Source organism: Parapusillimonas granuli (assembly GCF_013416525.1).
Lineage (GTDB): Bacteria > Pseudomonadota > Gammaproteobacteria > Burkholderiales > Burkholderiaceae_B > Parapusillimonas > Parapusillimonas granuli.
The window spans coordinates 275302-300672 of record NZ_JACCEM010000003.1 but is presented as its reverse complement, the minus strand read 5'-3'; the positions used below and the strand labels follow the sequence as shown (position 1 = coordinate 300672).

At 66.9% G+C, this 25371-nt stretch carries 21 protein-coding genes; 10 read left to right on the top strand and 11 right to left on the bottom strand.

Annotated elements, in window-relative coordinates; all coding sequences use genetic code 11:
* Nucleotides 1–14: 14 nt before the first annotated feature.
* On the bottom strand, nucleotides 15–848 hold the full coding sequence (gene nadE, locus H0A72_RS06655; protein WP_246436881.1) for an ammonia-dependent NAD(+) synthetase: 834 nt from the start codon (nucleotides 846–848) through the stop codon (nucleotides 15–17).
* Between the two features lie 139 nt (nucleotides 849–987).
* Here nadE and H0A72_RS06650 point away from each other — a divergent pair, with 139 nt between their 5' ends.
* Nucleotides 988–2175 carry an MFS transporter gene (locus tag H0A72_RS06650; protein ID WP_180154285.1) on the top strand — a complete coding sequence of 396 codons (1188 nt, stop codon included), beginning with the start codon at nucleotides 988–990 and terminating at the stop codon, nucleotides 2173–2175.
* 37 nt (nucleotides 2176–2212) lie between these two features.
* Here the strand turns inward: H0A72_RS06650 and H0A72_RS06645 are convergent, their stop codons facing one another.
* Together H0A72_RS06645 and ilvD (H0A72_RS06640) are read right to left on the bottom strand one after the other, a co-directional pair.
* Nucleotides 2213–2956 carry a sulfite exporter TauE/SafE family protein gene (locus tag H0A72_RS06645; RefSeq protein ID WP_180154284.1) on the bottom strand — a complete coding sequence of 248 codons (744 nt, stop codon included), beginning with the start codon at nucleotides 2954–2956 and terminating at the stop codon, nucleotides 2213–2215.
* A 7-nt stretch (nucleotides 2957–2963) separates the two neighbouring features.
* Nucleotides 2964–4649 (bottom strand): dihydroxy-acid dehydratase, encoded by a 1686-nt coding sequence (gene ilvD, locus H0A72_RS06640; RefSeq protein ID WP_180154283.1) that lies wholly within the window; start codon nucleotides 4647–4649, stop codon nucleotides 2964–2966.
* A gap of 208 nt (nucleotides 4650–4857) precedes the next feature.
* Between ilvD (H0A72_RS06640) and H0A72_RS06635 the strand changes: the two genes are divergently transcribed.
* From H0A72_RS06635 to H0A72_RS06610, 6 genes are read left to right on the top strand one after another with little or no spacing between them, the layout of a single operon-like run.
* Nucleotides 4858–5835, top strand: coding sequence for a substrate-binding domain-containing protein (locus H0A72_RS06635; protein WP_246436864.1), 978 nt, complete (start codon nucleotides 4858–4860; stop codon nucleotides 5833–5835).
* Nucleotides 5832–6614 (top strand): ABC transporter permease, encoded by a 783-nt coding sequence (locus tag H0A72_RS06630; RefSeq protein ID WP_180154282.1) that lies wholly within the window; start codon nucleotides 5832–5834, stop codon nucleotides 6612–6614. The genes H0A72_RS06635 and H0A72_RS06630 overlap by 4 nt, the downstream gene beginning before the upstream one ends.
* Nucleotides 6615–6636: 22 nt before the next feature.
* On the top strand, nucleotides 6637–7332 hold the full coding sequence (locus tag H0A72_RS06625; protein WP_180154281.1) for an ABC transporter ATP-binding protein: 696 nt from the start codon (nucleotides 6637–6639) through the stop codon (nucleotides 7330–7332).
* Entirely contained in the window at nucleotides 7329–7769 is a 441-nt protein-coding gene (locus H0A72_RS06620; protein WP_180154280.1) for a CopD family copper resistance protein, read from the top strand. The genes H0A72_RS06625 and H0A72_RS06620 overlap by 4 nt, the downstream gene beginning before the upstream one ends.
* 35 nt (nucleotides 7770–7804) lie before the next feature.
* Nucleotides 7805–9871 carry a TonB-dependent receptor family protein gene (locus H0A72_RS06615; protein WP_218953202.1) on the top strand — a complete coding sequence of 689 codons (2067 nt, stop codon included), beginning with the start codon at nucleotides 7805–7807 and terminating at the stop codon, nucleotides 9869–9871.
* A 57-nt stretch (nucleotides 9872–9928) separates the two neighbouring features.
* A complete protein-coding gene (locus tag H0A72_RS06610) occupies nucleotides 9929–10678 on the top strand; it encodes an SDR family oxidoreductase (RefSeq protein ID WP_180154278.1) in 750 nt (249 codons plus the stop codon).
* A gap of 32 nt (nucleotides 10679–10710) precedes the next feature.
* Here H0A72_RS06610 and ilvD (H0A72_RS06605) read toward each other — a convergent pair whose 3' ends face one another.
* Nucleotides 10711–12576, bottom strand: coding sequence for a dihydroxy-acid dehydratase (gene ilvD / locus H0A72_RS06605; protein WP_180154277.1), 1866 nt, complete (start codon nucleotides 12574–12576; stop codon nucleotides 10711–10713).
* Between the two features lie 95 nt (nucleotides 12577–12671).
* Between ilvD (H0A72_RS06605) and ppc the strand changes: the two genes are divergently transcribed.
* Nucleotides 12672–15524: a phosphoenolpyruvate carboxylase gene (gene ppc / locus H0A72_RS06600; protein ID WP_343060152.1), complete on the top strand. Its 2853-nt coding sequence runs from the start codon at nucleotides 12672–12674 to the stop codon at nucleotides 15522–15524.
* A gap of 8 nt (nucleotides 15525–15532) precedes the next feature.
* Here ppc and H0A72_RS06595 read toward each other — a convergent pair whose 3' ends face one another.
* Nucleotides 15533–15952, bottom strand: coding sequence for a hypothetical protein (locus H0A72_RS06595; RefSeq protein WP_180154275.1), 420 nt, complete (start codon nucleotides 15950–15952; stop codon nucleotides 15533–15535).
* 134 nt (nucleotides 15953–16086) lie between these two features.
* Here H0A72_RS06595 and H0A72_RS06590 point away from each other — a divergent pair, with 134 nt between their 5' ends.
* Nucleotides 16087–16764, top strand: coding sequence for a DUF2238 domain-containing protein (locus H0A72_RS06590; RefSeq protein ID WP_180154274.1), 678 nt, complete (start codon nucleotides 16087–16089; stop codon nucleotides 16762–16764).
* A gap of 37 nt (nucleotides 16765–16801) precedes the next feature.
* Entirely contained in the window at nucleotides 16802–17557 is a 756-nt protein-coding gene (locus H0A72_RS06585) for an SDR family oxidoreductase (protein WP_180154273.1), read from the top strand.
* On the opposite strand, the gene H0A72_RS06580 is transcribed toward H0A72_RS06585, so the two are convergent.
* From H0A72_RS06580 to H0A72_RS06555, 6 genes are read right to left on the bottom strand one after another with little or no spacing between them, the layout of a single operon-like run.
* A complete protein-coding gene (locus tag H0A72_RS06580; RefSeq protein WP_180154272.1) occupies nucleotides 17554–18918 on the bottom strand; it encodes an MBL fold metallo-hydrolase RNA specificity domain-containing protein in 1365 nt (454 codons plus the stop codon). The genes H0A72_RS06585 and H0A72_RS06580 overlap by 4 nt on opposite strands.
* Before the next feature lie 16 nt (nucleotides 18919–18934).
* Entirely contained in the window at nucleotides 18935–21337 is a 2403-nt protein-coding gene (locus tag H0A72_RS06575; protein ID WP_180154271.1) for a phosphoketolase family protein, read from the bottom strand.
* Between the two features lie 12 nt (nucleotides 21338–21349).
* Nucleotides 21350–22522, bottom strand: coding sequence for an acetate/propionate family kinase (locus H0A72_RS06570; RefSeq protein ID WP_180154270.1), 1173 nt, complete (start codon nucleotides 22520–22522; stop codon nucleotides 21350–21352).
* A gap of 37 nt (nucleotides 22523–22559) precedes the next feature.
* Entirely contained in the window at nucleotides 22560–23516 is a 957-nt protein-coding gene (locus H0A72_RS06565) for a Bug family tripartite tricarboxylate transporter substrate binding protein (protein WP_180154269.1), read from the bottom strand.
* A 49-nt stretch (nucleotides 23517–23565) separates the two neighbouring features.
* A complete protein-coding gene (locus H0A72_RS06560; protein WP_180154268.1) occupies nucleotides 23566–24441 on the bottom strand; it encodes an endonuclease/exonuclease/phosphatase family protein in 876 nt (291 codons plus the stop codon).
* Entirely contained in the window at nucleotides 24438–25343 is a 906-nt protein-coding gene (locus tag H0A72_RS06555; protein WP_180154267.1) for an alpha/beta fold hydrolase, read from the bottom strand. Before H0A72_RS06555 ends, H0A72_RS06560 begins: the two co-directional genes overlap by 4 nt.
* Nucleotides 25344–25371: the final 28 nt, after the last annotated feature.

The following is a 25371-nucleotide window of genomic DNA, read 5'->3' as shown; positions in this document are numbered from 1 at the left end:
CCCGTTTTTTTACACTACCCCGCAGGCGCGGCCGGCAAGGCGCGCTTGTGCGCCGACTGGCGATACGTGCGCAGAATCACTTCGCAAGCCTCCTGCGCAATATCCTTGCCTTCCAGGAAATCGTCGATCTGCTCATAGCTCACGCCGAACGCGTCTTCGTCGGGCTTCAGCGGCACGAGCGATTCCAGGTCGGCCGTCGGCACTTTCATGACCAGCGCATCCGGCGCGCCCAGCGCCTTTGCCAGGCCCCGCACCCGCCGCTTGTTGAGCCCGGTCAGCGGCACGAGGTCGGCGGCGCCGTCCCCGAACTTGGTGAAAAAACCCATCAGGGCCTCGGCCGCGTGGTCGGTTCCCACCACCAGGCCGCCATAGGCGCCGGCGACGGCGTACTGGGCGATCATGCGCTCGCGCGCCTTGATGTTGCCCAGCTGGAAGTCCTGGTGCGAGGCGTCGCGGTAGGCGACCTGCCCGGCCATGACCGCCTGCAGCATGGCGTCGCTGGCCGGCTTGATGTCGACCGTCACGAGGCGATCCGGGCGGATGACTTCCAGCGACGCCTGCGCGTCGGGCTCGTCGCGCTGTACGCCATAAGGCAGGCGCATGGCGATGAAGCTCGCCTCGTGGCCGCGCCGGCGCGCCTGCTCGGCCGCGCGCTGCGCCAGGCAGCCGCCCACCAGCGAGTCTACCCCGCCGCTGATGCCCAGGACCAGGGCCCTCGCCCCGGCCTGGATCAGGTAGTCCGCCATGAACGACACGCGGCGTTCGATTTCCCGGCCGGCGTCGAAGCTCTCGGCTACGCAAAGATGCTTGATGATGTCGCGCTGGATTGCGCGTTGTTCGGCTGTCAGCACGATGATTCCTTCGTGATTGGGTGTCGTCTGCGCCGGCGGGACAAGCCGCGGCGCGCGAAGGATTATGATACGACAGACCGGCCGCCCGCTCCGCATCCCGGCCTTCACCGCAACAACCGGATACTTCCAGCCGCCCATGTCCTCCGCCTCCGTCGCCCTTGCCGCGACCCTGACCGTCCAAGCCCTGGTTGCCATGTGCCTGCTGACGCTGCCCGTCGTGGCCCCCACCGTGGCCGGGGCGCTGGGCGTGTCCGCCGCCTATGTCGGCATATACGTGGCGATCGCCTACGCCGGCGCCATGACGGCCAGCCTGCTCGCGGGGGCCGCGGTGCGGCGCTTCGGCGCCATCCGCGCCAGCCAGGCCGGGCTGGCGCTGTGCGCGGCGGGCGTGGCGCTGTGCGCGGTGGAATCGCTGCCGGCCGCCGGGCTCGGCGCCCTGCTCATCGGCCTGGGCTATGGGCCGATCACGCCGGCGAGCTCGCACCTGCTGGCGCGCACGACGCCCGCCCACCGCATGTCTTTCGTGTTCTCCGTCAAGCAGACCGGCGTGCCGCTGGGCGGCGCCATGGCGGGCGTCGTGGTGCCGGGCCTGGCCGACCTGACCGGCTGGCAATGGGCTTTCCTGGCCGTGGCGCTGGCGTCCGCGCTGTGCGCCCTGGCCATCCAGCCGCTGTGCGCAAGCCTGGATACCGACAGGGACCGGACGCAGCGCCTTTCCTTCGGCAACGGCCTGGCGGGCCCGCTGCGCCTGGTATTCAGCCGGCGCAGCCTGGCCGTGCTGGCGGCGGTGTCCTTCATGTTCTCGATCTCGCAGATGTCCCTGACCACTTATCTGGTCACCTACCTGCACGAAGACCTGGGCATGGGGCTGATCATCGCCGGGTTCACCCTTGCCGTCGCGCAGGCGGCGGGCGTCGGCGGCCGCCTGCTTTGGGGCTATTTGTCGGACCGCCTGCTGGGGCCCGTGCGCATGCTGGCGGTGCTGGCGCTGCTGATCGCGATCTGCGCCGCCGCCACGCCGTTCCTGGGCAAGGTGGACTCGCCGGCGCTGGTGATCGTGGTGCTGTCGCTGTTCGGCAGCAGCGCCGTCGGATGGAACGGGGTCTATCTTGCGGAAGTCGCGCGCCAGGCGCCGGCGGGGCAGGCCAGCGTCGCGACCGGCGGCGCGCTGGCCATGACCTTCCTGGGCGTCGTGGTCGGGCCGCCGCTCTTCGGCCTGATCGCCGAATCCATCGGCAGCTATGGCCTGGCCTACGCCACCCTGCTGGTTCCCGCCGGCATCTGCCTGTTCCTGTTGTGGTCCAACCGGCAGGCTTTTCGCTAGGGCCCGTCAAGGTTGAAAGGCAGGCGGCACCGGCCGGTCAGCGACTCCACAAGACGTAAAAGCCCTGCGTCAGGTATGCGGCGCCTATCACCAGCAGCAGACCCTGGGTCCAGCGGCGGAACTGATGGTCCGTCATCCGTTCGAGGACGAATTTGCTGAGGCTGGTGCCCAGCACGGCCATGGTGATCACCACGGCCAGCATCATGGCTTCCAGCGTGTCCCCGCCGCCGGCGGCGCGGCTGAAATACACCAGCTTGGCCATGTGCGACACCGTCTGGCAGGCGGCCTTGGTGGCCACGACGGCGCGCCTGTCCATATTGGTCCGGACGAAAAAAACGTCCAGCAAGGGGCCGGACACACCGGCGATGAACTGCAGGGCGGTGTTCAGCAGGCCGCAGACTTCGGCGCCGAAGCGCGAGGTCGCCTGGGGCACGTGGCGAGCCGGGATCAGCATGGCGATGAACGGCAGCGCGCCCAGGACGATCAATACCAGGGCGCGGTCGGGGACGAATCCCAGGAAAATGAACACGACCGAGGCCAGCGCCAGGCCCACGCAATAGCCGCGGAATATCCTGAAATCGATATGGCGGCGCCACAGGAACGCGCGCCATCCGTTGGAGGTCATCTGGGCGGTGCCGTGGACGATCATGGCGGCCGCCACCGGCAGGAACGCCACGAGCACCCCCATGAGCACCATGCCGCCCGCCATGCCGAAGACCCCCGACAGGAAGGAGGTGCCCAGCACCGACACGGCGATCAGAGACAGCAGCCCGAGCGGCATGGGTATCCTAGAAGCGGTCCAGCACCGCCCCGGTGCTTGCGGTGGATGCGTTGAAGGCGAACTTGGCCTGCACGCCGCGGGTGTAGCGCGGCGCCGGCGCCTTCCATTCCGCCCGCCTGGCGGCGAGCTCTTCGTCGGACACGTTCACCTGCAGCAGCAGCCGATGGGCGTCGATGGTGATGGAATCGCCTTCCTTGACCAGGGCGATGTTGCCGCCCACCGCCGCTTCGGGCGCCACATGCCCCACCACCATGCCCCAGGTCCCGCCGGAGAACCGGCCGTCGGTGATCAGGCCCACCGAATCGCCCAGGCCGGCGCCGATCAGCGCGCCGGTGGGCGCCAGCATTTCAGGCATGCCCGGCCCGCCCTTGGGCCCCAGGTAGCGCAGCACCATGACGTCCCCGGCCTCGATCCGGCCGTCGAGGATGGCTTTCAGCGCGGACTGCTCGTCGTCGAATACGCGCGCCGGGCCGGTGATGACGGGATTCTTCAAGCCCGTGATCTTGGCGACGGCGCCTTCCGGAGAAAGATTGCCTTTCAGGATGGCCAGATGCCCTTGCGGGTACAGCGCCTGGTCGGGCATGAAGATGACCTTCTGATCCTTGCTGGGCGTGTCGGGGACGCCGGCCAGGGTTTCGGCCACGGTCTTGCCGGTGATGGTGATGCAGTCGCCGTTGATGAGGCCGGCGTTGAGCAGGATCTTCATGACCTGCGGCACCCCGCCCGCCTTGTGGAAATCGACGGCGAGATAATGGCCGCTGGGCTTGAGGTCGCAGAGGACGGGCACGCGCTTGCGCACGCGCTCGAAGTCGTCGATGGTCCACTCCACCCCCGCGGCATGGGCGATGGCCAGTATGTGCAGCACCGCGTTGGTGGAACCGCCCGTCGCCATGATGACGCTGACCGCGTTCTCGATGGATGCGCGCGTGACGATGTCGCGCGGCTTGAGGTCGAGTTCGATGGCCTTGAGCAGCACGCGCGCGGACTCGGCGGCGGATTCCGTTTTCTCGTCGTGCACATTGGCCATGGTGGACGAATAAGGCAGGCTCATGCCCAGCGCCTCGAACGCGGAGCTCATGGTATTGGCCGTATACATGCCGCCACAGGAACCCGGCCCGGGAATCGCATGGAGCTCGATCTGCTTGAGCTCGTGGTCGCTCATCCGGCCGGCGGCGTTCTCGCCCACCGCCTCGAACACGCTGACGATGTTCAGATCCTTGCCGTTGAGCCGGCCCGGCAGGATGGTGCCTCCGTACACGTAGATGGAAGGCACGTTGGCGCGCAGCATGCCCATCATGCCGCCCGGCATGTTCTTGTCGCAGCCGCCGATGACGACGACGCCGTCCATCCATTGGCCCTGCACGCAGGTCTCGACGCAGTCGGCGATGACTTCCCGCGACACCAGCGAATACTTCATGCCTTCCGTGCCCATGGCCATGCCGTCCGAGATCGTCGGCGTCCCGAACACCTGGGCGTTTCCGCCCGACTCGGTGATGGCGGCCACCGCGGCGTCCGCCAGCTTCTGCAGCCCGCTGTTGCACGGCGTGATGGTGCTGTATCCGTTGGCCACGCCCACCATGGGCTTGGCGAAGTCTTCTTCCTTGTAGCCCAGCGCGTAATACATGGAGCGGTTGGGCGCACGGGCCGGCCCTTGCGTAATGTTGGCCGAGCGCAGCCGTCTTGACGTGGTCATCTTGCCTCCTTGGTTCGATATCGGCGCAGCACGCTTGGCGCCTCTCCCGGGAAAGCAGTTTAGCGCCTTTGGACGCCGCACGCGCGCCCCCCGCGAAAATGCGCTTCCGTGAAATTTCTTGATTTACATCATGGATCATCGGCTGCAATAATGGAATGATTCGCAATTGATAATCATTATCATTCAAAAACACTGGGCGATGACAGCCATGAAAAAAACGCTCGCCGCGGCTCTGTTCGCGGTATTCGCCTGCATGCTCGCCCCGGCGCACGCGGCGGCCAAGTATCAGAAAATCACCCTGGCCGGCCCCACGGCGCTGGTGACGTTTCCTTTGCTGCACATGGTCGAATCGGGCGCCCTGCGGGAATTCACCGATCGCCTCGAATTCCGGCTCTGGCAGAACCCGGACCAGTTGCGGGTTCTGCTCACCAAGAAGGAAATCGATTTCAGCGCCAGCCCCAGCAACCTGCCCGCCCTCATGGCCAATCGCGGCGACCCGGTCCGGCTGCTGAACATCTCGGTATGGGGCATTTTGTGGCTGGTCAGCCGCGACCCGGACGTCAAGCGCTTCCAGGACCTTGCCGGGCGGGAGCTGCTGGTTCCCTTCCAGCGCGACCTTCCTTCCGTGTTGCTCGACACCCTGCTGGGCCGGGACGAGTTTGCCGGCGATCGCGCCCCGCAGCTGCGGCGCACCCGCAGCGCCGAGGACGCCATTGCGCTGATGCTGACCGGGCAGGGAAAGAACGTGCTGCTGGTGGAGCCGACCGCTTCCCTGCTGATGTTCCGCAACCAGCAGCAGGGCGGCGAGCCGCTGTACCGCGTGGAAAGCCTGGAGGACACCTGGCGCGCGCACTTCCCCGGCCAGGCCGAACTGCCGCAAGCCGGCATCATGGCGAATTCCAATGTCGCGGGCGACATCGCCCTGAGCGAGGCGGTCGAGCGCGCCTATGCGCAATCCGCCGCCTGGTGCAAGCAGAACGCCCGCCCCTGCGCGGAGCTGGTCCAGCGCCACATACCGCACCTGCCCGTTCCCGCGGTCGAAAGCGCCATCCAGGCCACGCGGCTGGACAGCCGCCCGGCCCGCGACGTGCGCCCGCAGCTCGAAGCCCTGTACACCCTGCTGGCCAAGACCAATCCCCAGGCGGTGGGCGGCCGCCTGCCTGACGCGGGGTTCTACGGCCCATGAGCACGCCCATGCTGCGCGCGCCCCAGCGCACCTCGCGCGCCTGGTCCGCGGTGGGCGTGCTGATACTGCTGGCCGGCTGGCAGGCCGCCGCCATGCTGCTGGGCCCCTTGCTGATGGCCACGCCGCTGCAGGCGCTGCGCGCGCTCGGCGGCATGCTGGGCCGGGACGATTTCTGGTTCCACGCCGGGCAGTCGCTGGGACGCATCGCCATCGGCGTGGGCCTGGGCTGCAGCGTGGGCTTCATTCTGGGCGTGCTGGCCGGCCATTACGCCCGGCTGCGCGGCCTGCTGGAACCGCTGCGCTGGCTGCTCATGGCCATTCCGCCGGTGGTGGTCGTCGTGCTCGCCATGCTGTGGTTCGGCCTGGGCTCGCCCATGGTGATCTTCATCACCGTCCTGATGATGGCGCCGGGAATGTACGTCAACACCGTCAAAGGCATGCTGCTGGTGGACCGCCAGCTGATCGAGATGGCGCACGTCTACCGCTATGGGCCGTGGCTGAGGCTGCGGCACCTGTATCTGCCCGCCCTGGCGGCGCCGCTGACCGCCGCCTTGCTGATCGCCACGTGCGGCGGCGTCAGGCTGGTGGTCATGGCCGAAGTGCTGGGCGCCGAGAGCGGCGCCGGCTATGCGATCGCCAATGCGCGCAGCACGTTCGACAGCGGCGAGCTCTATGCCTGGGTCATCCTGACTCTGCTGCTGGTGGCCCTGCTGGAATTCATGCTGCTCCAGCCCATCCAACGCCGGCTCACCCAATGGCAAGAGCCCAGCACCAATTAGCGCGGAAAGGAGGTCGGCGATCATGCTCGAATTGCGACAGGTGTCCCTGAAATTCGGGAAGCGAAGCGTGCTGGACAACGTGGGCTTCAGGCTGCAGCCCGGCGAACGCGTGGGCGTGCTGGGCGCCAGCGGCGCGGGCAAGAGCTCGCTGCTCAAGATGGCGGCCGGCCTGCTGCCGGCGACCAGCGGCGCCGTGATCAACAGCTACCGCCACCCCTTGCTGGTTTTCCAGGAGCCCAGGCTGCTGCCCTGGCGGCGCGTCCGCGAGAACGTGGAGATCCCGCTGGTCGCGGCGGGCAGCCGGAAGGAACAGGCCCGCGCCAGGGCCGACCATTGGCTGGGGAAAGTGGGGCTGGACGGCTACCACCATGCCTGGCCCCGGGAGCTTTCGGGCGGCATGGCGCAGCGCGCGGCGCTTGCGCGCGCCTTCGCGCTGCAGCCCGACCTGTTGCTGCTGGACGAGCCCTTCAGCGCGCTGGACCCCGCCCTGCGCGCCGACCTCGGCGAACTGTGCACGCAATGCCTGCGCGACACCGGCGCCGCCATGCTGTGCATCAGCCACCACCCGCAGGAGCTGGTCAACATGGTGGACCGCTGCATCCTGATCTCGCACGGCAGGCTGATCCATTTCGACATCGACGGCTCGCAAGAGATGCGCGCTTCCGTCGCGCGCGATCTCCACGACATTTTACTCAACCAGGACAACGCATCCGAATGAACTACGCTCTGCTTCTCACCCTCCATCTCTTCGCGGCCCTGATTTTCATCGGCACGGTCTTCTTCGAAGTGCTGATCCTGGAGAACGTGCGCAAGCACGTGCCCCGCGACGTCATGAGAACCATGGAAATCGCCATCGGCACCCGCGCGCGCGGGCTCATGCCCTGGGTGCTGCTGGTGCTGTACAGCGCCGGAATCGGCATGGCCTGGGAGCACCGCGCCGTGCTGGCGCACCCCTTCGAAAGCAGCATGGGCCTGATGCTGACGATAAAGATCGTGCTGGCGCTGAGCGTGCTGGGGCACTTCTTCACCGCCATGACGCTGCGCAAGAAGGGCAAGCTGCATTCCGTGCATTTCCAGCGCATCCACCTGAGCGTCTTCTGTCATATGGTCGGCATCGTGCTGCTGGCCAAAGCCATGTTCTACCTGCACTGGTAACAAAAATTTCCATACCCTCGATGAGAAACCGAAAAATGCCCACTAAGCCCGCTTTCCAACGCATCGCCCTGGCCGTCGCGCTGGGCGCCGTCTGGCTGCCGCTCGCCCAGGCCCAAGAAGTCTCCACCCTGGCGCCCGTGCGCGTCATCGGCGAGGGCGGCGCCACGCCGCTGCAACCCAACGCGCGCACCGAAGCCGCCAAGCTGCAGCGCGTGCCGGGCGGAACGAATCTCGTCGAGCCCCAGAAAGAGCCGCGGCTGGCCACCCTGCGCGACGCGCTGGACTACCAGCCCGGCATCGTGGTGCAGGAATTCTTCGGCGGCATCGACCAGCCCCGCCTGAACATCCGCGGCTCGGGCATCCAGAGCAATCCGGTGAATCGCGGCGTGCTGCTGATGCAGGACGGCCTGCCCCTGAACGAAGCGGACGGCTCTTTCGTCATCGGCTTCCTGGAACCGCGCAACAGCCGGCTGATCAGCATCCGGCGCGGCGCCAACGCGCTGTCGCCCGGGGCCACCACCCTGGGCGGTGAAATGGACCTGCAATCGCTGACCGGCACCCAGGGCGACGGCATCAGCGTGGACGGCGGCAGCTTCGGCCGCCTGGGCCTGTACGCGGCCAAAGGCTTCGAAAGCGACCGGCTGGACGGCCGCCTGAGCGTCAGCCACGACAAAAGCGACGGCTACCGGCACCATTCCAGTTCGGAGCGCAGCAGCGTGCAGGGCAATTTCGGCGTGCGCGGCGAACGCTTCGAGAATCGGACCTATTTTTCGTACACGGACCTGGAATTCGACATCCCCAACGTGATCCCGCGCAGCCGCATGGAAAGCGACCCGCGCAGCGTCATGGGCGACTACCCCAACGACCCGGTCAACGTGTACAAGCGCGACCCGAACCGCAAGTCGCGCCAGGTCCGGCTTGCCAACCGAAGCTATTGGGGCGGCGAGGACCTGAACCAGACTTTCGGGGTGTACTGGCAGAATATAGACGACACCTTCACCAGCCCCGAAGTCTCCTACCCGACCACCGGCCACACGTACGGCGCGCAATGGCAGCTGGCGGGCAAGCTGAGCTCGCTGGACTACCGCGTGGCGCTGGACTGGGCCCGCAGCAACATGGACCGCGAGCTCCATGCCGTGAGCCCCGAGGGCGGCCGCCTGCGCGAGCTGGCCGACTATGACCTCCAGGCGGAAAACCGCAGCGCCGTGCTGGGCCTGCAATGGCACCTGACCGACCGGCTGAGCCTCGTCGGCGACCTGAAATACACCCAGGCCATACGCGACGCGCGCAACCGCAACAACGGCATCTCGCTGAACCAGGACTGGTCCTACACCAGCCCCAAGGTCGGCGTGCTCTGGAAGCCCAGCGATGCCTTGCGGCTGTTCGCCAACGTGAGCCGCAGCAACGAGGCTCCCACCTACTGGGAGATCATCTCGGCCTCGACCCCCGCCGCGCCGCAACGGCTGGACCTGCAGCGCGCCACGACCTTTGAGATCGGCGGCGACGGCGCGCTGGGCAGCGGCGAGTATGCCGCCAACTGGTCGTTGACGCTGTATCGCAGCAACGTGCGCGATGAGCTGATGCACGTGAGCAATGCCAACGGGACGTCGGCCGGCACGTACAACTATCGCGGCCGCACGCGGCATCAGGGCATAGAAGCGGGCCTGAGGGGGACGTTGCCGGGCTTCGGCGCGGGGGCGTTCGACTACCGGGTGGCCTATACCTATAGCGATTTCCGTTTCCGGGGCGGCGAGTTCGATGGCAATCACATCGCCGGCGTGCCCAAGCACCTGATCAGCGCGGAGGTCCTGTACCGGGTGGGCGGCTGGCGCGCGGGGCCGAACCTGCGCTGGATTCCGTCTTCGACGCCGACGAACCACGCCAATGTCAGCGGCACGGATCAGGACTCTTATGCCTTGCTGGGGTTCCGGGTGGTCTACCAGCATGACAAGCACTGGAGCGCTTATCTTGCGGCCGACAACATCACCGACAAGACTTATGCCAGCAGCTACGTCATTCGCGACCGGGCGACGGACGCGATGCCTACTTATTTGACGGGGAACGGGCGTAGTTTCAGCGCGGGGTTGAGCTACAAGTTCTGACGGGAGCGGCGGGACCCACTAGAATAGTCCCACTACCCACCAGACCGGGAGACCCCCATGACCACCCGTAATCCAGCCGTTCTGATAACCGGTGCCAGCCGCGGCATCGGCGCGGCCACCGCCCTGGCGGCCGCGCGCGAAGGATTCGACGTTGCGGTGAATTACGTCAGCAACGAAGCGGCGGCCCTGCAAGTGGCCGAGGCGGTCAGGCGGCGCGGCCGGCGGGCCATTGCGGTGCAAGGCGACGTCGGCCGCCCCGAAGACATACAGCGCATGTTCGTCCTCGCCGAAGAATCGCTGGGCCCGCTCACCGCGCTGGTCAACAACACCGGCATCACCGGCCCCATCGGCCCGTTTTCCGACACCACCGACGAGACCATCGAAAACGTCTTCAGGGTGAACGTGTTCGGCGCCATGCAATGCACGCGAGCGGCGCTGCAGTCGTTCTCCCGCAACGGCGTCAAAGGCGTCATCGTCAATGTGTCGTCCGTCGCGGCGCGCACCGGCAGCCCCGGCGAATACGTCCATTATGCGGCCAGCAAAGCCGCGCTGGAAACCTTCACCCTGGGCATCGCCCGGGAAGTCGCCGCAAGCGGCGTGCGCATCTGCGCGGTGGCGCCCGGCTCCACGCTGACCGAAATCCATGCCACGGCCGGCGAACCCGAACGGCCCGCGCGCATCGCGCCCAAGATACCCATGGGCAGGCTGGCGAACCCGGAGGAAATCGCCGAAACCATCGTGTGGCTGCTCTCGCCCGCCGCGTCCTACATGACGGGAACCGTCGTGCAGTGCACCGGCGGCCTGTAGCGGCCGCCGCGCCGGCTGCGCCAAACCCCTTCCTAGCGGGCCTTCAGTTGCGAGACATCGCGCACGGCGCCGCGATCGGCCGAGGTGGCCAGCGCGGCATAGGCCTGCAGCGCCTGCGACACCACGCGCTCGCGGGCGACGGGCTGCCAGGCCCGGGCGCCGCGGGCTTCCATTTCGGCGCGCCGGCGGGCGAGCTCGTCGTCGCCGACGGCGAGGTGGATGGTCCGGCTGGGGATGTCGATTTCTATGGTGTCGCCGTCGTTGACCAGCCCGATGTTGCCGCCTTCCGCCGCTTCCGGCGAGGCGTGGCCGATGACCAGGCCCGATGATCCGCCGGAGAACCGGCCGTCGGTCAGCAGGGCCGAGCACTTGCCCAGGCCCTTGGACTTCAGGTAGGAGGTCGGGTAGAGCATTTCCTGCATGCCCGGGCCGCCCTTCGGGCCTTCATAGCGGATGACGACCACATCGCCTTCCTTGACCTGGTCGCCCAATATGCCGTCGACGGCGTCTTCCTGGCTTTCATAGACGCGCGCCACGCCGGTGAACTTCAGTATGCTTTCATCCACGCCGGCGGTCTTGACGATGCAGCCCTTGGGCGCCAGGTTGCCGTACAGGACGGCCAGGCCGCCGTCTTGCGAATATGCATGTTCGCGCGCACGGATGCAGCCGTTTTCGCGGTCCAGGTCCAGTTCACGGTAATGGCGATTCTGGCTGAACGCCACCTGCGTGCGCACGCCGCCGGGCGCCGCCTTGTAGAATTCCTGCACCTCGGCCGTGGCCGCGCCGCCGTTGACGTCCCAGTCGGCGATGGCCTGGCGCAGAGTGCCGCTGCGTATATTGCCGACGTCCAGATTGAGCAGCCCCGCGCGCCCGAGTTCGCCCAGAATGCCCATGATGCCGCCTGCGCGGTGGACATCTTCGATGTGGTACTTATTGGTGGCGGGCGCGACCTTGCACAGGCAGGGCACGCGCCGCGAAATGCGGTCGATGTCCGACATCGTGAAGTCCACGCCCGCTTCCTGGGCGGCGGCCAGAAGGTGCAGCACCGTATTGGTGGACCCGCCCATGGAGACGTCCAGCGCCATGGCGTTCTCGAAGGCCTGGATGGTGGCGATGTTGCGCGGCAGCACCGATGCGTCGTCCTGCTCGTAATAGCGCTTGCACAGGTCCACGACCAGCCTGCCGGCCTCTTCGAACAAGGCCTTGCGCCGCGCGTGGGTGGCCAGCACCGTGCCGTTGCCGGGCAGGGCCAGGCCCAGGGCTTCGGTCAGGCAGTTCATGGAATTGGCGGTGAACATGCCCGAACAGGAACCGCAGGTGGGGCAGGCGTTGCGCTCGGCCTCGGCCGCTTCGGCGTCCGACACGTTGGGGTCGGCCGCCTTGATCATGGCGTCGATCAAGTCCAGCTTCATGAGGAGATTGTCGGTGCCTGGCTCGTAGACCTTGCCGGCTTCCATGGGGCCGCCCGACACGAACACCACGGGGATGTTCAGCCGCATGGCGGCCATCAGCATTCCCGGCGTGATCTTGTCGCAGTTCGAGATGCACACCATGGCGTCCGCGCAATGGGCGTTGACCATGTATTCGACGGAGTCGGCGATGAGTTCACGCGACGGCAGGGAATACAGCATGCCGCCATGGCCCATGGCGATGCCGTCGTCCACCGCGATGGTGTTGAATTCCTTGGCCACGCCGCCCGCCTTCTCGATCTGGCGCGCGACCAGCTGCCCCAGGTCCTTCAGGTGCACGTGCCCGGGCACGAATTGCGTGAAGGAGTTCACGACCGCGATGATGGGCTTCTCGAAGTCGCCGTCCTGCATGCCGGTGGCGCGCCAGAGGGCGCGAGCGCCGGCCATGTTGCGGCCATGGGTGGAAGTGCGTGAACGATATTGCGGCATCTCAATCTCTGGAATAATAGACGGTAAAAAGCACTAATCATAATCCATCGTATTGCATGGTTCCGGCAAAAACCCTAACCCCAGGAGACATCGTGATCCCAGCCGCAGCGCCCCGCCAAGAACCCGCCCACCTCAGGGCCGATATCCGCAAGCTCGGCAAGACACTGGGAGACGTCATCAGGGAATGCGAAGGCAAGGCCATCTACGATGTGATCGAAAAACTGCGCCGGGCGGCCGTGAAATTCCGCCGCGAAGGCGACCCGGCCGCAAGCCGCATACTGGAACGCCAGATCGGCCGGCTGGCCGACGACCCCGCCACGCTGGTCGCGCGCGCGTTCAGCTATTTCCTGCATTTGTCCAACATCGCCGAAGACCGCGACCAGAACCGCAGGCAGCGGCAGCACATGCTGGGCGCCGGCGCCCCCATGCGCGGCAGCCTGCAGCATGCGCTCGGCCTCCTGAAGGAACAGGGCGTCCATGGCGGCAAGGTGCTCCGCTACCTGGAAGCGGCCAGCATCGTGCCCGTGCTGACCGCCCATCCCACCGAGGTCCAGCGCAAAAGCACCCTGGACCTGCACCGCGAGATCGCCCGCCAGCTGTCCCAGACGGACGCGGCGCTGACGCCCGCCGAACAGGACACGCTGCAGCTGACGCTGGCCGGCCTGGTCGCCACGATGTGGCAGACTCGCATGCTGCGCCTCAGCAAGCTCACCGTGCTCGACGAAATCGACAACGCGCTCAGCTACTACGACAGCACCTTCCTGAAGGCCATTCCGCGGCTGTACCAGGAGCTTTCAGGGCTGCTGCAGCCGCCCGCCCGCCAGCCTTTCCGCCTCCGCACGCGGCCGCTGCCCCCCTTCCTGCGCATGGGCAGCTGGATAGGCGGCGACCGCGACGGCAATCCCAACGTCGACGCCGCCACGCTCGAACAGGCCTTGCTGCGCCAGTCCACCCACGTGATGCGGCACTATCTGCATGAAATCAAGGCGCTGGGAACCGAGATATCCATTTCCGCCCACCTGGGGTCGGCCAGCCCCGAGCTCCTGGCGCTGTCCGCCGCCAGCCAGGACAAATCCCCCCACCGGCTCGACGAGCCCTACCGGCGCGCCTTCATACACCTGTATGCGCGCATCGCCGCCACCGGCCTGGCGCTCACCGGCCGCCGGCTGGCGCTGCGCCCCACTTACGACGCGCCCCCGTACGACACCGCCCAGGCATTCCAGCACGACCTCCAGGTCGTCGCCGACTCGCTGGACCAGCACCACGGCAACCTGATCGCGCGGCTGCGGCTGTCGGGCCTGCTGCAGGCGGTCAGCATTTTCGGCTTCCATCTGGCCACGGTCGACTTGCGGCAAAGCTCTGACGTGCACGAACGCGTCCTGGCCGAGCTCTTCAAGGCGGCGAACGTGGAATTCAAAGGACGGCCGGTGGACTACGCCGCGCTGTCCGAAGAAGACCGCGTCGAACTGCTGCGGCTGGAACTGCGCCAGGTGCGCCCCCTGGTTTCGCCGTGGATCGACTACTCGGACGAAACACAGAAGGAATTGGCCATTCTGCGCATGGCGGCGCAATGCCGGCGCCGCTACGGCGACGACGCCGTCAAGCAGACCATCGTTTCGCACACCGAGACCCTCAGCGACCTGCTGGAAGTCCTCGTGCTTCAACAAGAGACCGGCCTCATTGCGCCCGCCGACGGGCGCCCCGCCCCCGATGCGCGCGACGGGCTGATGGTCGTTCCCTTGTTCGAGACCATCCCCGACCTGATGCGCGGGCCTGACATCATGGCCGCCTGGTTCGACCTGCCCGAAGTCGCCGCGCGGGTGCGCCGCAACCAAGAAGGCATGCAGGAAGTGATGCTGGGCTATTCCGACAGCAACAAGGACGGCGGCTACCTGACCTCCAACTGGGCGCTGTATTGCGCCGAGCGCGAACTGGTGCGCGTGTTCCAGAAGCGCAAGCTGCGCCTGCGCCTCTTTCACGGGCGCGGCGGGTCGGTGGCGCGCGGGGGCGGTTCCAGCTTCGACGCCATCCTCGCCCAGCCGCCCGGCACGGTCAACGGCCAGATACGCCTGACGGAACAAGGGGAAGTCATACAAGGCAAGTACAAGGACGCCGAGGTCGGGCGCTGGCACCTGGAAAACTTCGTGGCCGCCACCCTGGAAGCCAGCCTGTGTCCGCAATCCGCCACGCCGCGCACCGAAGACGACAACATGGCGCGCTTCGGCGCGGCGCTGGACACCATGTCGGGCCTGGCGCGGCAAGCCTATCGCGACCTGGTCTATGAAACACCCGGTTTCAACGATTACTTCTTCGCGTCCACGCCCATACTCGAAATCGCGGGGCTGAACATCGGCTCCCGTCCCGCGTCGCGCAAGTCCACCCAGCGCATCGAAGACCTGCGCGCCATTCCCTGGGGGTTTTCCTGGGCGCAGTGCCGGCTGATGATCACCGGCTGGTACGGCGTGGGCACCGCCTTGCGCGCTTACATAGAGGAAGGCGGCGCGGGCGCCCCGCCCACGGCCAAGGGGCGGCTCAAGCTGCTGCGGGAAATGGCGGAAACCTGGCCGTTCTTCCGCACCCTGCTGTCCAATATGGAGCAGGTCCTGGCCAAGACGGATCTTCAGATCGGAAAGCGCTATGCCGGCCTGGTGCCGGACGCCGCCCTGCGCAAGGCGATCTTCCAGCGCATCGCGGCGGAATACGAATTGACGGTCGAGATGTTCAGGCAGGTCAGCGGCCACGAACTGCTGGCCCATGATCCGCAGCTGGCCGCCGCGCTGACCGAGCGCTTCGCCTACATCGACCCGCTCAATCACCTGCAGGTGGAATTGCTGAAGCGCCAGCGCGCCAAATCGTCACGCGGCGGCAACCACGAGGAAAGCCCCACTCAGCGCGCCATTCACATGACCATCAACGGCATCGCGGCGGGGCTCCGGAACTCGGGTTGAAACTAGCGCTAAGACACCGATTCCACTTTGCAGTCGCGCGCCACCACGCTGCCCACGTTCGACGCCTGCGCCGCGCCGGGCTGGGCCGATTCGCGCGTCAGCATCAGGCCCTTGGCGTCCTCGACGTCGTCTTCGGCGAACTTGTCGGTCGTCCAGGTGTAGCCGCCCCCGCGGAAAGTGTTGCCCACCATGTCCGCATTGCTTGCGGTGGCGCGGTTCAGCTCGATCACCTGGTTCATGTAGACGACCCGGGCGGCCAGCGCCTGTTCGCCTTGGAAAGTATATTGGGCGCTCAGGGGAACGGAATCGGGCCCGCAAGCATACTCGACGGTCTTCTGGGACAGCTGCCGAGCGTCTTTGGTGGACGAACACGCGGCCAGGCCGGCGCACAATGCGATACCCGCCGCTACGGTCAGTTTACGGTTCATGAAAAATCCTTCAAAGTTCCAGACATCGCTGCCTGCTCTTGATTTTTTATAGCACCCGGTCCCGCGCGCCGATGTAAGCGCGGGTGTCAAAATCGCGCTTACTGCGACCGCCGCGCCGCCCTCTCCGACCGCCCATGAAACATTCCATCGCCCATCGCGTCCTGCGCTTCGCCGTCCCCGCCTACTTGATGCTGTGGGCCGCGCTGGCCGTGCACCCGTCCGACCGCCAGGCCTGGCTGCTCGAGAACGCGCTGGTGGCGGCGCTGTTCATCGCGCTATGGAGCGTGCGCCGGCTCTTCCGCTTCTCGGACCCGTCCCTGCTGCTGATCCTGTCGTTCCTGGCGCTGCACACCCTGGGCTCCCATTACACCTATTCCGAGGTGCCCTACGACGAATGGTGGCGGGCGCTCACCGGCCACACCCTGAACAGCGTCTTCGGCTGGGAACGCAATCATTTCGACCGCCTCGTCCATTTCGCATACGGGCTGCTGCTGGCCTACCCGATCCGCGAGTTCTTCCTGCGCATCGTGGAAGTGCGCGGTTTCTGGGCGTATTTTCTGCCGCTCGATTTCGCGCTCAGCACTTCGGCCCTGTATGAGCTGATCGAATGGGGCGCCGCGGAAATCTTCGGCGGCGACCTGGGCATGCACTACCTGGGCACGCAAGGCGACGTCTGGGACGCGCACAAGGACATGGCGCTCGCCGGCCTGGGCGCGCTGCTGGCCATCCTGATCATCGCGGCGCTCAATCGGGGCATGAAGCGCGACACCGCCTGGGAATGGTCGCATCGGCAGAAGCGGCGCGACGTATAATTCGCGCCAGCACCCAACCCTGTCGAGGACACGCCCCATGAACGGAGATAAATTCGCGCTGGTGACCGGCGCCGGCTCAGGCATAGGCAAGCGCATCGCGCTCGCCCTGATCGAGGACGGCTACACCGTCGCGCTGGCCGGCCGCCGGCGGGACGCCCTGGAAGCCACCGCGCAGGAAGGGCGCCGGCATGGCGACCGCGCGCTCGTCGTGCCCACCGACGTCAGCAGCCCCGAGGCGGTGGACCGCTTGTTCGACGAGATCCGCCGGAGCTTCGGGCGCCTGGACCTGCTGTTCAACAATGCCGGCATATTCGCGCGCCCCGCGTCGCTGGAAGACCTGGACTATCAGGATTGGAAGGCCGCGGTGGACATCAACCTGACCGGCGCCTTCCTGTGCATCCAGGGCGCCTTCCGCATCATGAAGACGCAGTCCCCGCAAGGCGGCCGCATCATCAACAACGGTTCCATTTCGGCCCACGCGCCGCGGCCCCATGCCGTGTCCTACACCGCGACCAAGCACGCCATCACGGGGCTCACCAAGGCCGCCTCGCTGGACGGCCGGGCCTACAACATCGCCTGCGGGCAGATAGACATCGGCAACGCCGCCAGCGAAATGACCGCCGTCATGAACCGCGGCGTCCTGCAAGCCGACGGCTCGACCAGGCCCGAACCCCTGATGGACACCGAGCACGTGGCCCGCGCCGTGCTTTACATGGCCAGCCTGCCGCTGGACGCCAACGTGCAATTCATGACCGTGATGGCGACCAAGATGCCCTATATCGGGCGCGGCTAAAGCCTTACGGTTTCAAGGTGCTCGACGACGCGGCTGGACCAGTCCAGCTCGTCCTGTATGCGCAGGCGCAGCGTATCGGCCGCCTCGGGTTCCCCGTGGACCAGGAAGGTCGTGCGCGGCGGTTTCTTGAAGCCGCGCAGCCAGCGCATGAGTTCGTCGGAATCCGCATGCGCCGACAGCATGGACAGATTGCTCAGTTCGGCGCGCACGGGCACGTACTCGCCGTGGATCTTTATGGTGTCGGCGCCGTGCAGCATTTTCGCGCCCCGGGTTCCCGCGGCCTGATAGCCGGAAAACAGTATCGTCGACCTGGGGTCGGGGGCATAGCGCTTCAAATGGTGCAGCACGCGCCCGCCCGTCGCCATGCCGCTGGCGGAGATGATCACCTTGGGCATGGGCGTCAGGTCCAGCTTCTTTGATTCTTCCGCGTCGCGGACGTAATGGGCCACCCCGTATGCCTCATCGCATGCGCGGATGTCCGGCCGGATGAGATCGCAGTGGCGCCGGTATATTTCCACCGCGTTCACCGACATGGGGCTGTCCAGGTAGATCGGCATGCCGGCGGGCAGGCGGCCGTCCTTCTTGAGCATGTACAAATACCAAAGCAGCAATTGCGCCCGCCCGACGGCAAAGGCGGGGATGATCACGCTGCCGCCGCGCTGCGCGGTCCGGTCGATGATGTCCGCCAGCTGGTCCATGGGGTCCACCGCCTCGTGGCGCCGGTCGCCGTACGTGGATTCGAGCAGCAGGTAGTCCGCCTGCCGTATGGGTTCCGGATCCGGCAGCAGAGGGTCGCCATAGCGGCCCAGGTCGCCCGAGAAAACGATGCGCGTGCCGCGCCAGTCGATCTCGACGATGGACGCCCCGAGAATATGCCCCGCCCGCGAGAACCGCGCATGCACGCCGGGGGCCACTTCGTATGGCGCGGCGAACTCCACGCTCTTGAAGCGCTCCATGGCGCGCTTGGCGTCCGCCACGGTGTAGAGCGGCAGGGCCGGCGTGTGCCGGGTCAGCCCGTGGCGGTTGGCGAAGTCGGCATCCGACTCTTGCAGATGGGCGCTGTCGGCGAGCAGGATGCGGGCCAGGTCGATGGTGGCCGCCGAGGCATACACATTGCCCTTGAAGCCTTCGCGCACCAGCCTGGGCAGGTAGCCCGAGTGGTCCAGGTGGGCGTGGCTGAGCAGGATGGCGTCGATCCCCGCGGGCTCGACGGGAAACGGCGCCCAGTTCCGCTGCCGCAGATTCTTCAGGCCCTGGAACATGCCGCAATCCAGCATGATGGTCGTTTCCCCATCGCTGAGCAAATGACGCGAGCCCGTCACCGTGCCGGCCGCGCCCAGGAACTTGAGTTCGAGATTCATGTTTTCCGCTTGTTCTTCAATACAAATCCTCCAGCCGGCCGCGGTTCCCCACCGCGCGCAGTTCGCTTTCCGCCAGGAAGTCCCCGGCATCGCCGCCGCCCAGTTCCGCCGCCGCAAGCGCGATGTGCGCCCAGGTGCAGCGGTTGGCGAACAGCATGCCGTCGACGTCCAGTGTACCGCCCCGGTTGACATACCCCAGCGCGCGCAGGCGGCGCGGCCCTTCGTCGATCCGGCGCAGCACGCCGAGCAGCGGCTCCGGGCGCGAATGCGTGACCAGCACCCTGGGGACGCCGGCGGGAAAGAGTTCGGCCAGCGCCGAGTCGCCCAGCACGTGGCGGCCTTCCAGCTCATCGCGCGGGACGCGCAGCCGGCCGGGCTCGATGATGCAGGTCACGGCGGCTTCGCAGCCCCGGTCGGCCAGGCGCCTGGCCGCGCGCAGGCACTCGCGCAGCTGGTAGGCGCCCACGGCCACCAGCTGCACCGTCGGCCGCGCCGAGGGCGGCCGCACATGGGCGGCCCCCGCCCGGCACGCGGCGCCGGCCTGTTCCGGGCTGAAATAATGGGGCGTGGCCTGCTTGGGCACGACCAGCGCGGCGATTACGCCGCGCGAGCGATAGACTTCCCGCAGGGCGGCGACGGCGCTGTTGGCGTCCACCGGAAACAGCACCCGCGAGGTGTCGGACATCTCGCCCAGCAGCGCTTCGCACAAGGTGGGATCCTGGTGGGACTGCTCGTTCTTGCCGTTCTCCCAGGTATGGGAGGTGAGCAGCAGCGGCACGCCCAGCCAGCGGGGATCGCGGCCGGCCTGGCGCTGGTGCCTGGCGAACAGGATGTCCTGGCGCATGGCGCCCAGCATCTTGACCGCGAAAGCCTCGTAGCTGACCGCCAGGTTCAGGCCCGCCTTGTTGCCCAGCACGGCGCCGATCACCGCTTCTTCGTTCAAGGCGGTGATCACCGCGCCGTCCAGCGCCTCGTTGCCGCCGGGCTCGGGACGGCTCGCCCTGTGCTTCAGTCGGGCAAGCGTTCCGTCCATGCGATTGCTGCTCAGCTCGTCGGGATTGCCCACCCTGACCCGCAAGCGCGGGTTGGCATCCACCACGTCGACGAAATAGGCGTCGATCGCCTGCATGGGCGACACCGTCGCCGTCTCGTCCAGGCTCCAGCGCGGCTCGGGCAAAGCGGGCAAGCCGACATCGCGCTCGGCAAGGGCGTGATGGCCTTCCCGGACCCGGCCCTGCGCCTGGTGGCACGAGAAGCGCCGCCGCGCTTCCTGGAGCTCGCCGGGCGGCACGAACAGCCGCGCCGCCCCTTGATTGAACTCGTCCCGCGCCGCATCGTCGCGGCGCGGATTGGCCCGCAAAGGCAGGTTGTGCGCGCGGTTGGTCCCGGCGCCCGGGAAGCCGTAGCCCTTGATGCAATTGGCGATGGCGTGCGGAATCCGGACGGGATAATCGAGCTCGTCGGCGGCCATGCCCTGGAAGGCGGCCAAACGGTCCTCCATGTCGATGATGGCCCAGGCGTAGGCGGCCGGGTCGTGCCCGTCGATCTCGAAGGGATCGAAGCCATTCAGCTCCAGATGCCGCAGCAGCCACTGGGCTCCGCCCTTCTGCGCAATGCTGGTGCGCTGGTCGATGCGGCGGCCGTTGAGCACCATGATCGGCATGACGGCGCCGCTGTCGGACGCGCGCCACCAGCGCGGCGACCAGTCGCTGCCCCGCTGCTCCTCGAAAGCCCCGTCGCTCAGGAACACGGCCAGGCTTTCCCCGGGCAAGGGCATGTGGACATATTGCACTTCCGCGAAACCCAGATAGCCGCCTTCGGATATGCCGCCCGCCGTATGCACGCCCACGTGGCTGCCCAGCGGCACGCCGGGCGAGCCATCGGGGCTGACGGCATAGGAATAGAAGTCCTGCGCGAGCCGGCTCAGGCCCGCGTCGCCGAACTCGTAACGCGGGCGCTGCTTGGCCGACAGGTTGTCGACCAAGGCGTTCAAGGCTTCGATGGCGGCCACGCAATGGCCCTGCCCCATCAACCAGGAACGCGTGGTCCCGGTCAGCACGTTCGCGGCCAAGTACCCGGCATACGCCGGCACCATGTTCAAGGCGCCCCCCGTGTGGCCTTGCGGGTCCGCCTTGAAGTCGGCCGCCTGCAGCGGCGCGCCCGACAGATCGACCCGATTGGCATAAGTCATGTGCACGACCAGCCACATGCCGGCGCTGGCCAGACGGTCCGCCGCCGCCAGCGCGGCGAACATGTCGTCGGCCCGTTCGCGGGAAGCGCCGGCGCGCCGGGCCACGAGCTCGAGCACGCGGGCGCGGGTGTCGTCGGCATGGCGGATCAGCCCATACCCCGCGCTCCATGCGGCGTAAGAAGGAAGATTCTTCAGGGTCCCCGTCAATGCGTCTGTGCTGGTGGACATAGCGACTCCTTGCTAAATGTGTTTGAGGGCCTCCCTGGCGATGACATACTCTTCATTCGTGGGAATGACGAACACCGCCACGGGGCTCGTGCCGGTCGAGATCCGGTGCGCGCCGCCCTGATTGAGCGCGTCGTCCAGCTCCACGCCCAGCCAGGCCAGGCGGCGGCAGACCTCCGCCCGCACCCAGGGCTGGTTTTCGCCGACGCCGGCGGTGAACACCAGGGCGTCCACGCCGCCGCTTGCGACGCACAGCCCGGCCATGCTCTCCGCGGCCCGGTAGGTGAAGTAGTCCAGGGCCAGGCGCGCGGCCGGCTGGTCGCTGCTCAGCAAGTCCCGTACATCGCCGCTGATGCCGGACAAGCCCAGCAGGCCCGACCGGTTGTAGAGGACGTCCTGGATCTCGTCGTGCGACATCCCCTGCTCCAGCATCCAGAGCACGACGCCCGGATCCAGCCGCCCCGGACGGGTGCTCATGGGCAGGCCGTCCAGCGCCGTGAAGCCCATGGTGGTCTCGACGCTCACGCCGCGCAGCAGGGCGCAGGCCGAAACCCCCGAGCCCATGTGCGCGGCGATCACGCGGCCCTGCCACACTTCGGGCATGCGGCGGGACAGATACCGGGCGATATAGTCGTAGGACAGGCCATGGAAGCCATAGCGGCGCACCCCCTGGTCATAGAAGGACTGGGGAATCGCGAACCGCTCGACGACGGCGTCGTTGCTGCGATGAAAGGCAGTGTCGAAACACGCGACCTGGACGATGCCGGGCCACCGCCGGCGGATGACGTGCACCGGCGCCAGGTTGTTGTGCTGATGCAGGGGCGCGAGCGGCGCAAGCGAATCCAGATAGGCGAGAATGCCGTCGTCGACCTTGACGCTGTCGTAGAAGCGCGGGCCGCCGTGCACGATGCGGTGGCCCACCGCCCGCGGCGCTTTTTCTATCTTGCCCGCCAGCCATTCGCCCAGGCAGGCCTGCGCCGACGCCAGGTCGCAAGCCCGTTCCAGCGGCAGGCGGCGCTCGATGAGCTTCACGCCGCCGCCGTCCCGGATGGCAAGCTCCGGCCGGCCGCCGCCTATGCCGGAGACCTGGCCGCGGTACATCAGCTCCAGCCCTTCGCAGCCGGCCAGCTCATAGAGCTGGAACTTCAGGCTGGAGCTGCCCGCATTGATGACGAGTAATGTATCCATGGAGCCGGCCCCCCTGCGGGGGCCTGGCCCCTCGAGTTCAATCGAGTTGTATTTTAGCTTTTTGGACCACGGGCCCCCATTTGGCGATTTCCGCCTGCATGAATGCGCCGAAGTCTTGCGCGGAGCGATTCTGCACGAAGGCGCCCATGCCTTCGAGCCGCTCCTTCACCGCCGGCAGCTGCAGCACCGCGTTCACTTCCCGGTTCAGCTTTTCGACGATCTCGTCCGGCGTATCCTTGGGGGCCAGCAGGCCGAACCACGCGACGGCCTCGAATTCCGGGTATCCGGATTCGGACATGGTCGGGATGCCGGGTTGGGCCGGGGCGCGCTCCTTGGTCGTCACCGCCAGCGCCTTCAGCTTCTTTTCAGCCAGGTGGGGCGTAACGGGCACGATGTTGTCGAACATCATGTCGACGCGCCCCGCGATCATGTCGATATGGGCGGCGGAACTGCCCTGGTAAGGCACGTGCAGGATGTCGAGATCCTCGAGGGACTTGAACAGCTCCCCGCTCAAGTGGTGCGAGGTGCCGACCCCCGACGAGGCAAAGGTGTACTTGCCCGGATCCTTCTTGACCAGGCCGATCAGTTCCTTGACGCTGTTCGCCGGCATGTCGGGGCGCGTGATCAGCACCAGGGGCGTCACCGTCATCAGCGCGACGGTCTTGAAATCCTTGCCCGGATCGAATGACAGCTTCCGCACGTGGCGGCTGATCGGAAGCGCGGCGGTCGCCACGGTGATCGTATAGCCGTCCGGCTTGGCGCGCGCGCCGATCTCAGAGCCGATATTGCCGCCCGCCCCCGCCTTGTTCTCGACGATCACGGGCTGCTTCAAACGCAACGCCAACTGTTCCCCCACCAAACGGGAAATCGTATCCGAGGCCTGCCCGGCCGGGAACGGCACAATGAACTTGATCGCCTGGGAAGGGTAATCCTGCGCCCAGGACGGCGCGGCCGCTGCGGCGCCGAGCGCCAGGCCGATGAGTATCTTTTTCATGCATGTCTCCTTGGTCTTGGTAATAGTCACTGCAAGCAAAGCATCGGCGTCAGGCATCCAGCGCCAGCAGTATCGGCTGGTGGTCGGAAGCCCGCGCATCGATATCCACGTCCACCCACTTCAGGCGGCTCGCCAGCCCGCCGGCAACGAAGAAGAAGTCCCGGCAATGAGGACCCTGCGGCCACTGCTCGGGATCGTCCCAGCCGCAGGTGGAAGCATGGGGTTCGGCAGGCCTGAGCCGCCGCCACGCATCCGCGAAGGCCCCGCCATGGCCCAAGGGCGGCAGCAGCAGCCCGGCATACTCCTCCGAATCGGGCAGGAAGTTGAAGTCGCCGCACAGCACCAGTTCGCCCGGGCGTTCGACCACGGCGTATGGGCCGGCTCCGCCGGCCTTGCGGGACGGCTGCATGGCTCTCGCGGCCACTTCCTCCTGCAACGCCCGTAGCTGCGCCAGTTGATGGACTCGGCATTCCTGTGAATTGAACTCCAGGTGGGTCGTCATGACGCGCAGCGCACCGCCGGGCGCCGCCACCACGACTTCCAGCGCCTGCCGCTGCATGCCTTTCATGCTCACGCCTTTTTGCGTCAGCAGATGGTTGAACACCTGGATGACCGGATATCGGCTCAGGACCATGCATCCGAACTGCCGCCGTTCCGGGCCCGGGTCGTCGGCAAAGGCAAGGTCGACCGCGGGCCGGAATACCGGCCGGTAGCCGGGCAGGAGCCCGTGCAGCGCGGCGGCCTGGTCGGCCTCGATCCCGTCCGTCAGGTCGGGGAAGCGGCGGGCGACTTCCTGCAGGCAAATGACGTCCGCGCCGCGGCCATCCGGGAAGCGCCGTTCCGCAATGACCCGGGCGATGCGTTCCAGGCTGTGGACGCCGTCCGGACCCCGGCCGGCCTGAATGTTCCAGCTCAGCAGATTCATCGCGGGCCCTTGAAGAATTCCAGTGCCTCGCCGATCAGCAGTTCGGGGAGTTCCTCGGCGATATAGTGCCCGCAAGGCAGCGCCCGCCCCTGGACATCGGGCGCGTAATCCTTCCAGCGCTCCAGCGGTCGAAGGCAGCGGTTCAGCCCGCCGAACTCGCCCCACAGCACTCTTAGCGGAATGCGCAGGATGCGCCCGGCGGCGCGGTCTTCGCGATCGTGTTCCAGATCGATGGTGGCCGACGCCCGATAGTCTTCGCACATGGCGTGGATGGCCGCCGGATTGCGCGCCGCCCGCACATACTCGGCCCAGGCCTCGGGCGCGAACGCCTTCAACCCGGCATGGCGCCCGCCCATGAAACTGCGCAGCATGAATTCGGGATCCGCGCCGATCAAGGTTTCGGGCAAGGGCGCTTTCTGGATGAGAAAGAACCAGTGCCAATACACCGTCGCGAAGACGAGGTCTGTTTGCTCGTACATGCTGAGCGTGGGGGCGATATCGAGCAGCATGAGCCGGCCGACGGCCTCGGGGTGGTCCAACGCCAGCCGATGCGCCACGCGGGCGCCTCGGTCGTGGGCGAGGATGTCGAAGCGCTCGTATCCCAGGCTGCGCATGAGCCGCCACTGGTCGGCGGCCATGGCGCGCTTGCCATAGAAATTGTGGCCGTCGCCCGACGGCTTGCCGGCGTCGCCATAACCGCGAAGATCGCTGGCGACCACGGTGAACCGCTGGGCGAGCGCGGGCGCGACCTTATGCCACATGGCATGGGTTTGGGGAAAACCGTGCAGCAGAAGCAAGGGAGGCCCTTCGCCGCCCAGAACGAAAGGGATGGCGAGTTCGCCGCAATCCGACTCGACCACGGCCTTGCGGCGTTGGAAAGATGGAAACAGTCCGGTTTGCATCAGCTCCTCTCAATATCGTATACTTGTA

What these genes read in the sequence shown, in the direction of transcription:
- H0A72_RS06650 (WP_180154285.1), top strand. Translation starts at nt 988, where the DNA reads ATGTCCTCCGCCTCCGTCGCCCTTGCCGCGACCCTGACCGTCCAAGCC.
- H0A72_RS06645 (WP_180154284.1), bottom strand. Translation starts at nt 2,956, where the DNA reads ATGCCGCTCGGGCTGCTGTCTCTGATCGCCGTGTCGGTGCTGGGCACC.
- ilvD (WP_180154283.1), bottom strand. Translation starts at nt 4,649, where the DNA reads ATGACCACGTCAAGACGGCTGCGCTCGGCCAACATTACGCAAGGGCCG.
- H0A72_RS06635 (WP_246436864.1), top strand. Translation starts at nt 4,858, where the DNA reads ATGAAAAAAACGCTCGCCGCGGCTCTGTTCGCGGTATTCGCCTGCATG.
- H0A72_RS06630 (WP_180154282.1), top strand. Translation starts at nt 5,832, where the DNA reads ATGAGCACGCCCATGCTGCGCGCGCCCCAGCGCACCTCGCGCGCCTGG.
- H0A72_RS06625 (WP_180154281.1), top strand. Translation starts at nt 6,637, where the DNA reads ATGCTCGAATTGCGACAGGTGTCCCTGAAATTCGGGAAGCGAAGCGTG.
- H0A72_RS06620 (WP_180154280.1), top strand. Translation starts at nt 7,329, where the DNA reads ATGAACTACGCTCTGCTTCTCACCCTCCATCTCTTCGCGGCCCTGATT.
- H0A72_RS06615 (WP_218953202.1), top strand. Translation starts at nt 7,805, where the DNA reads ATGCCCACTAAGCCCGCTTTCCAACGCATCGCCCTGGCCGTCGCGCTG.
- H0A72_RS06610 (WP_180154278.1), top strand. Translation starts at nt 9,929, where the DNA reads ATGACCACCCGTAATCCAGCCGTTCTGATAACCGGTGCCAGCCGCGGC.
- ilvD (WP_180154277.1), bottom strand. Translation starts at nt 12,576, where the DNA reads ATGCCGCAATATCGTTCACGCACTTCCACCCATGGCCGCAACATGGCC.
- H0A72_RS06595 (WP_180154275.1), bottom strand. Translation starts at nt 15,952, where the DNA reads ATGAACCGTAAACTGACCGTAGCGGCGGGTATCGCATTGTGCGCCGGC.
- H0A72_RS06590 (WP_180154274.1), top strand. Translation starts at nt 16,087, where the DNA reads ATGAAACATTCCATCGCCCATCGCGTCCTGCGCTTCGCCGTCCCCGCC.
- H0A72_RS06585 (WP_180154273.1), top strand. Translation starts at nt 16,802, where the DNA reads ATGAACGGAGATAAATTCGCGCTGGTGACCGGCGCCGGCTCAGGCATA.
- H0A72_RS06580 (WP_180154272.1), bottom strand. Translation starts at nt 18,918, where the DNA reads ATGAATCTCGAACTCAAGTTCCTGGGCGCGGCCGGCACGGTGACGGGC.
- H0A72_RS06575 (WP_180154271.1), bottom strand. Translation starts at nt 21,337, where the DNA reads ATGTCCACCAGCACAGACGCATTGACGGGGACCCTGAAGAATCTTCCT.
- H0A72_RS06570 (WP_180154270.1), bottom strand. Translation starts at nt 22,522, where the DNA reads ATGGATACATTACTCGTCATCAATGCGGGCAGCTCCAGCCTGAAGTTC.
- H0A72_RS06565 (WP_180154269.1), bottom strand. Translation starts at nt 23,516, where the DNA reads ATGAAAAAGATACTCATCGGCCTGGCGCTCGGCGCCGCAGCGGCCGCG.
- H0A72_RS06560 (WP_180154268.1), bottom strand. Translation starts at nt 24,441, where the DNA reads ATGAATCTGCTGAGCTGGAACATTCAGGCCGGCCGGGGTCCGGACGGC.
- H0A72_RS06555 (WP_180154267.1), bottom strand. Translation starts at nt 25,343, where the DNA reads ATGCAAACCGGACTGTTTCCATCTTTCCAACGCCGCAAGGCCGTGGTC.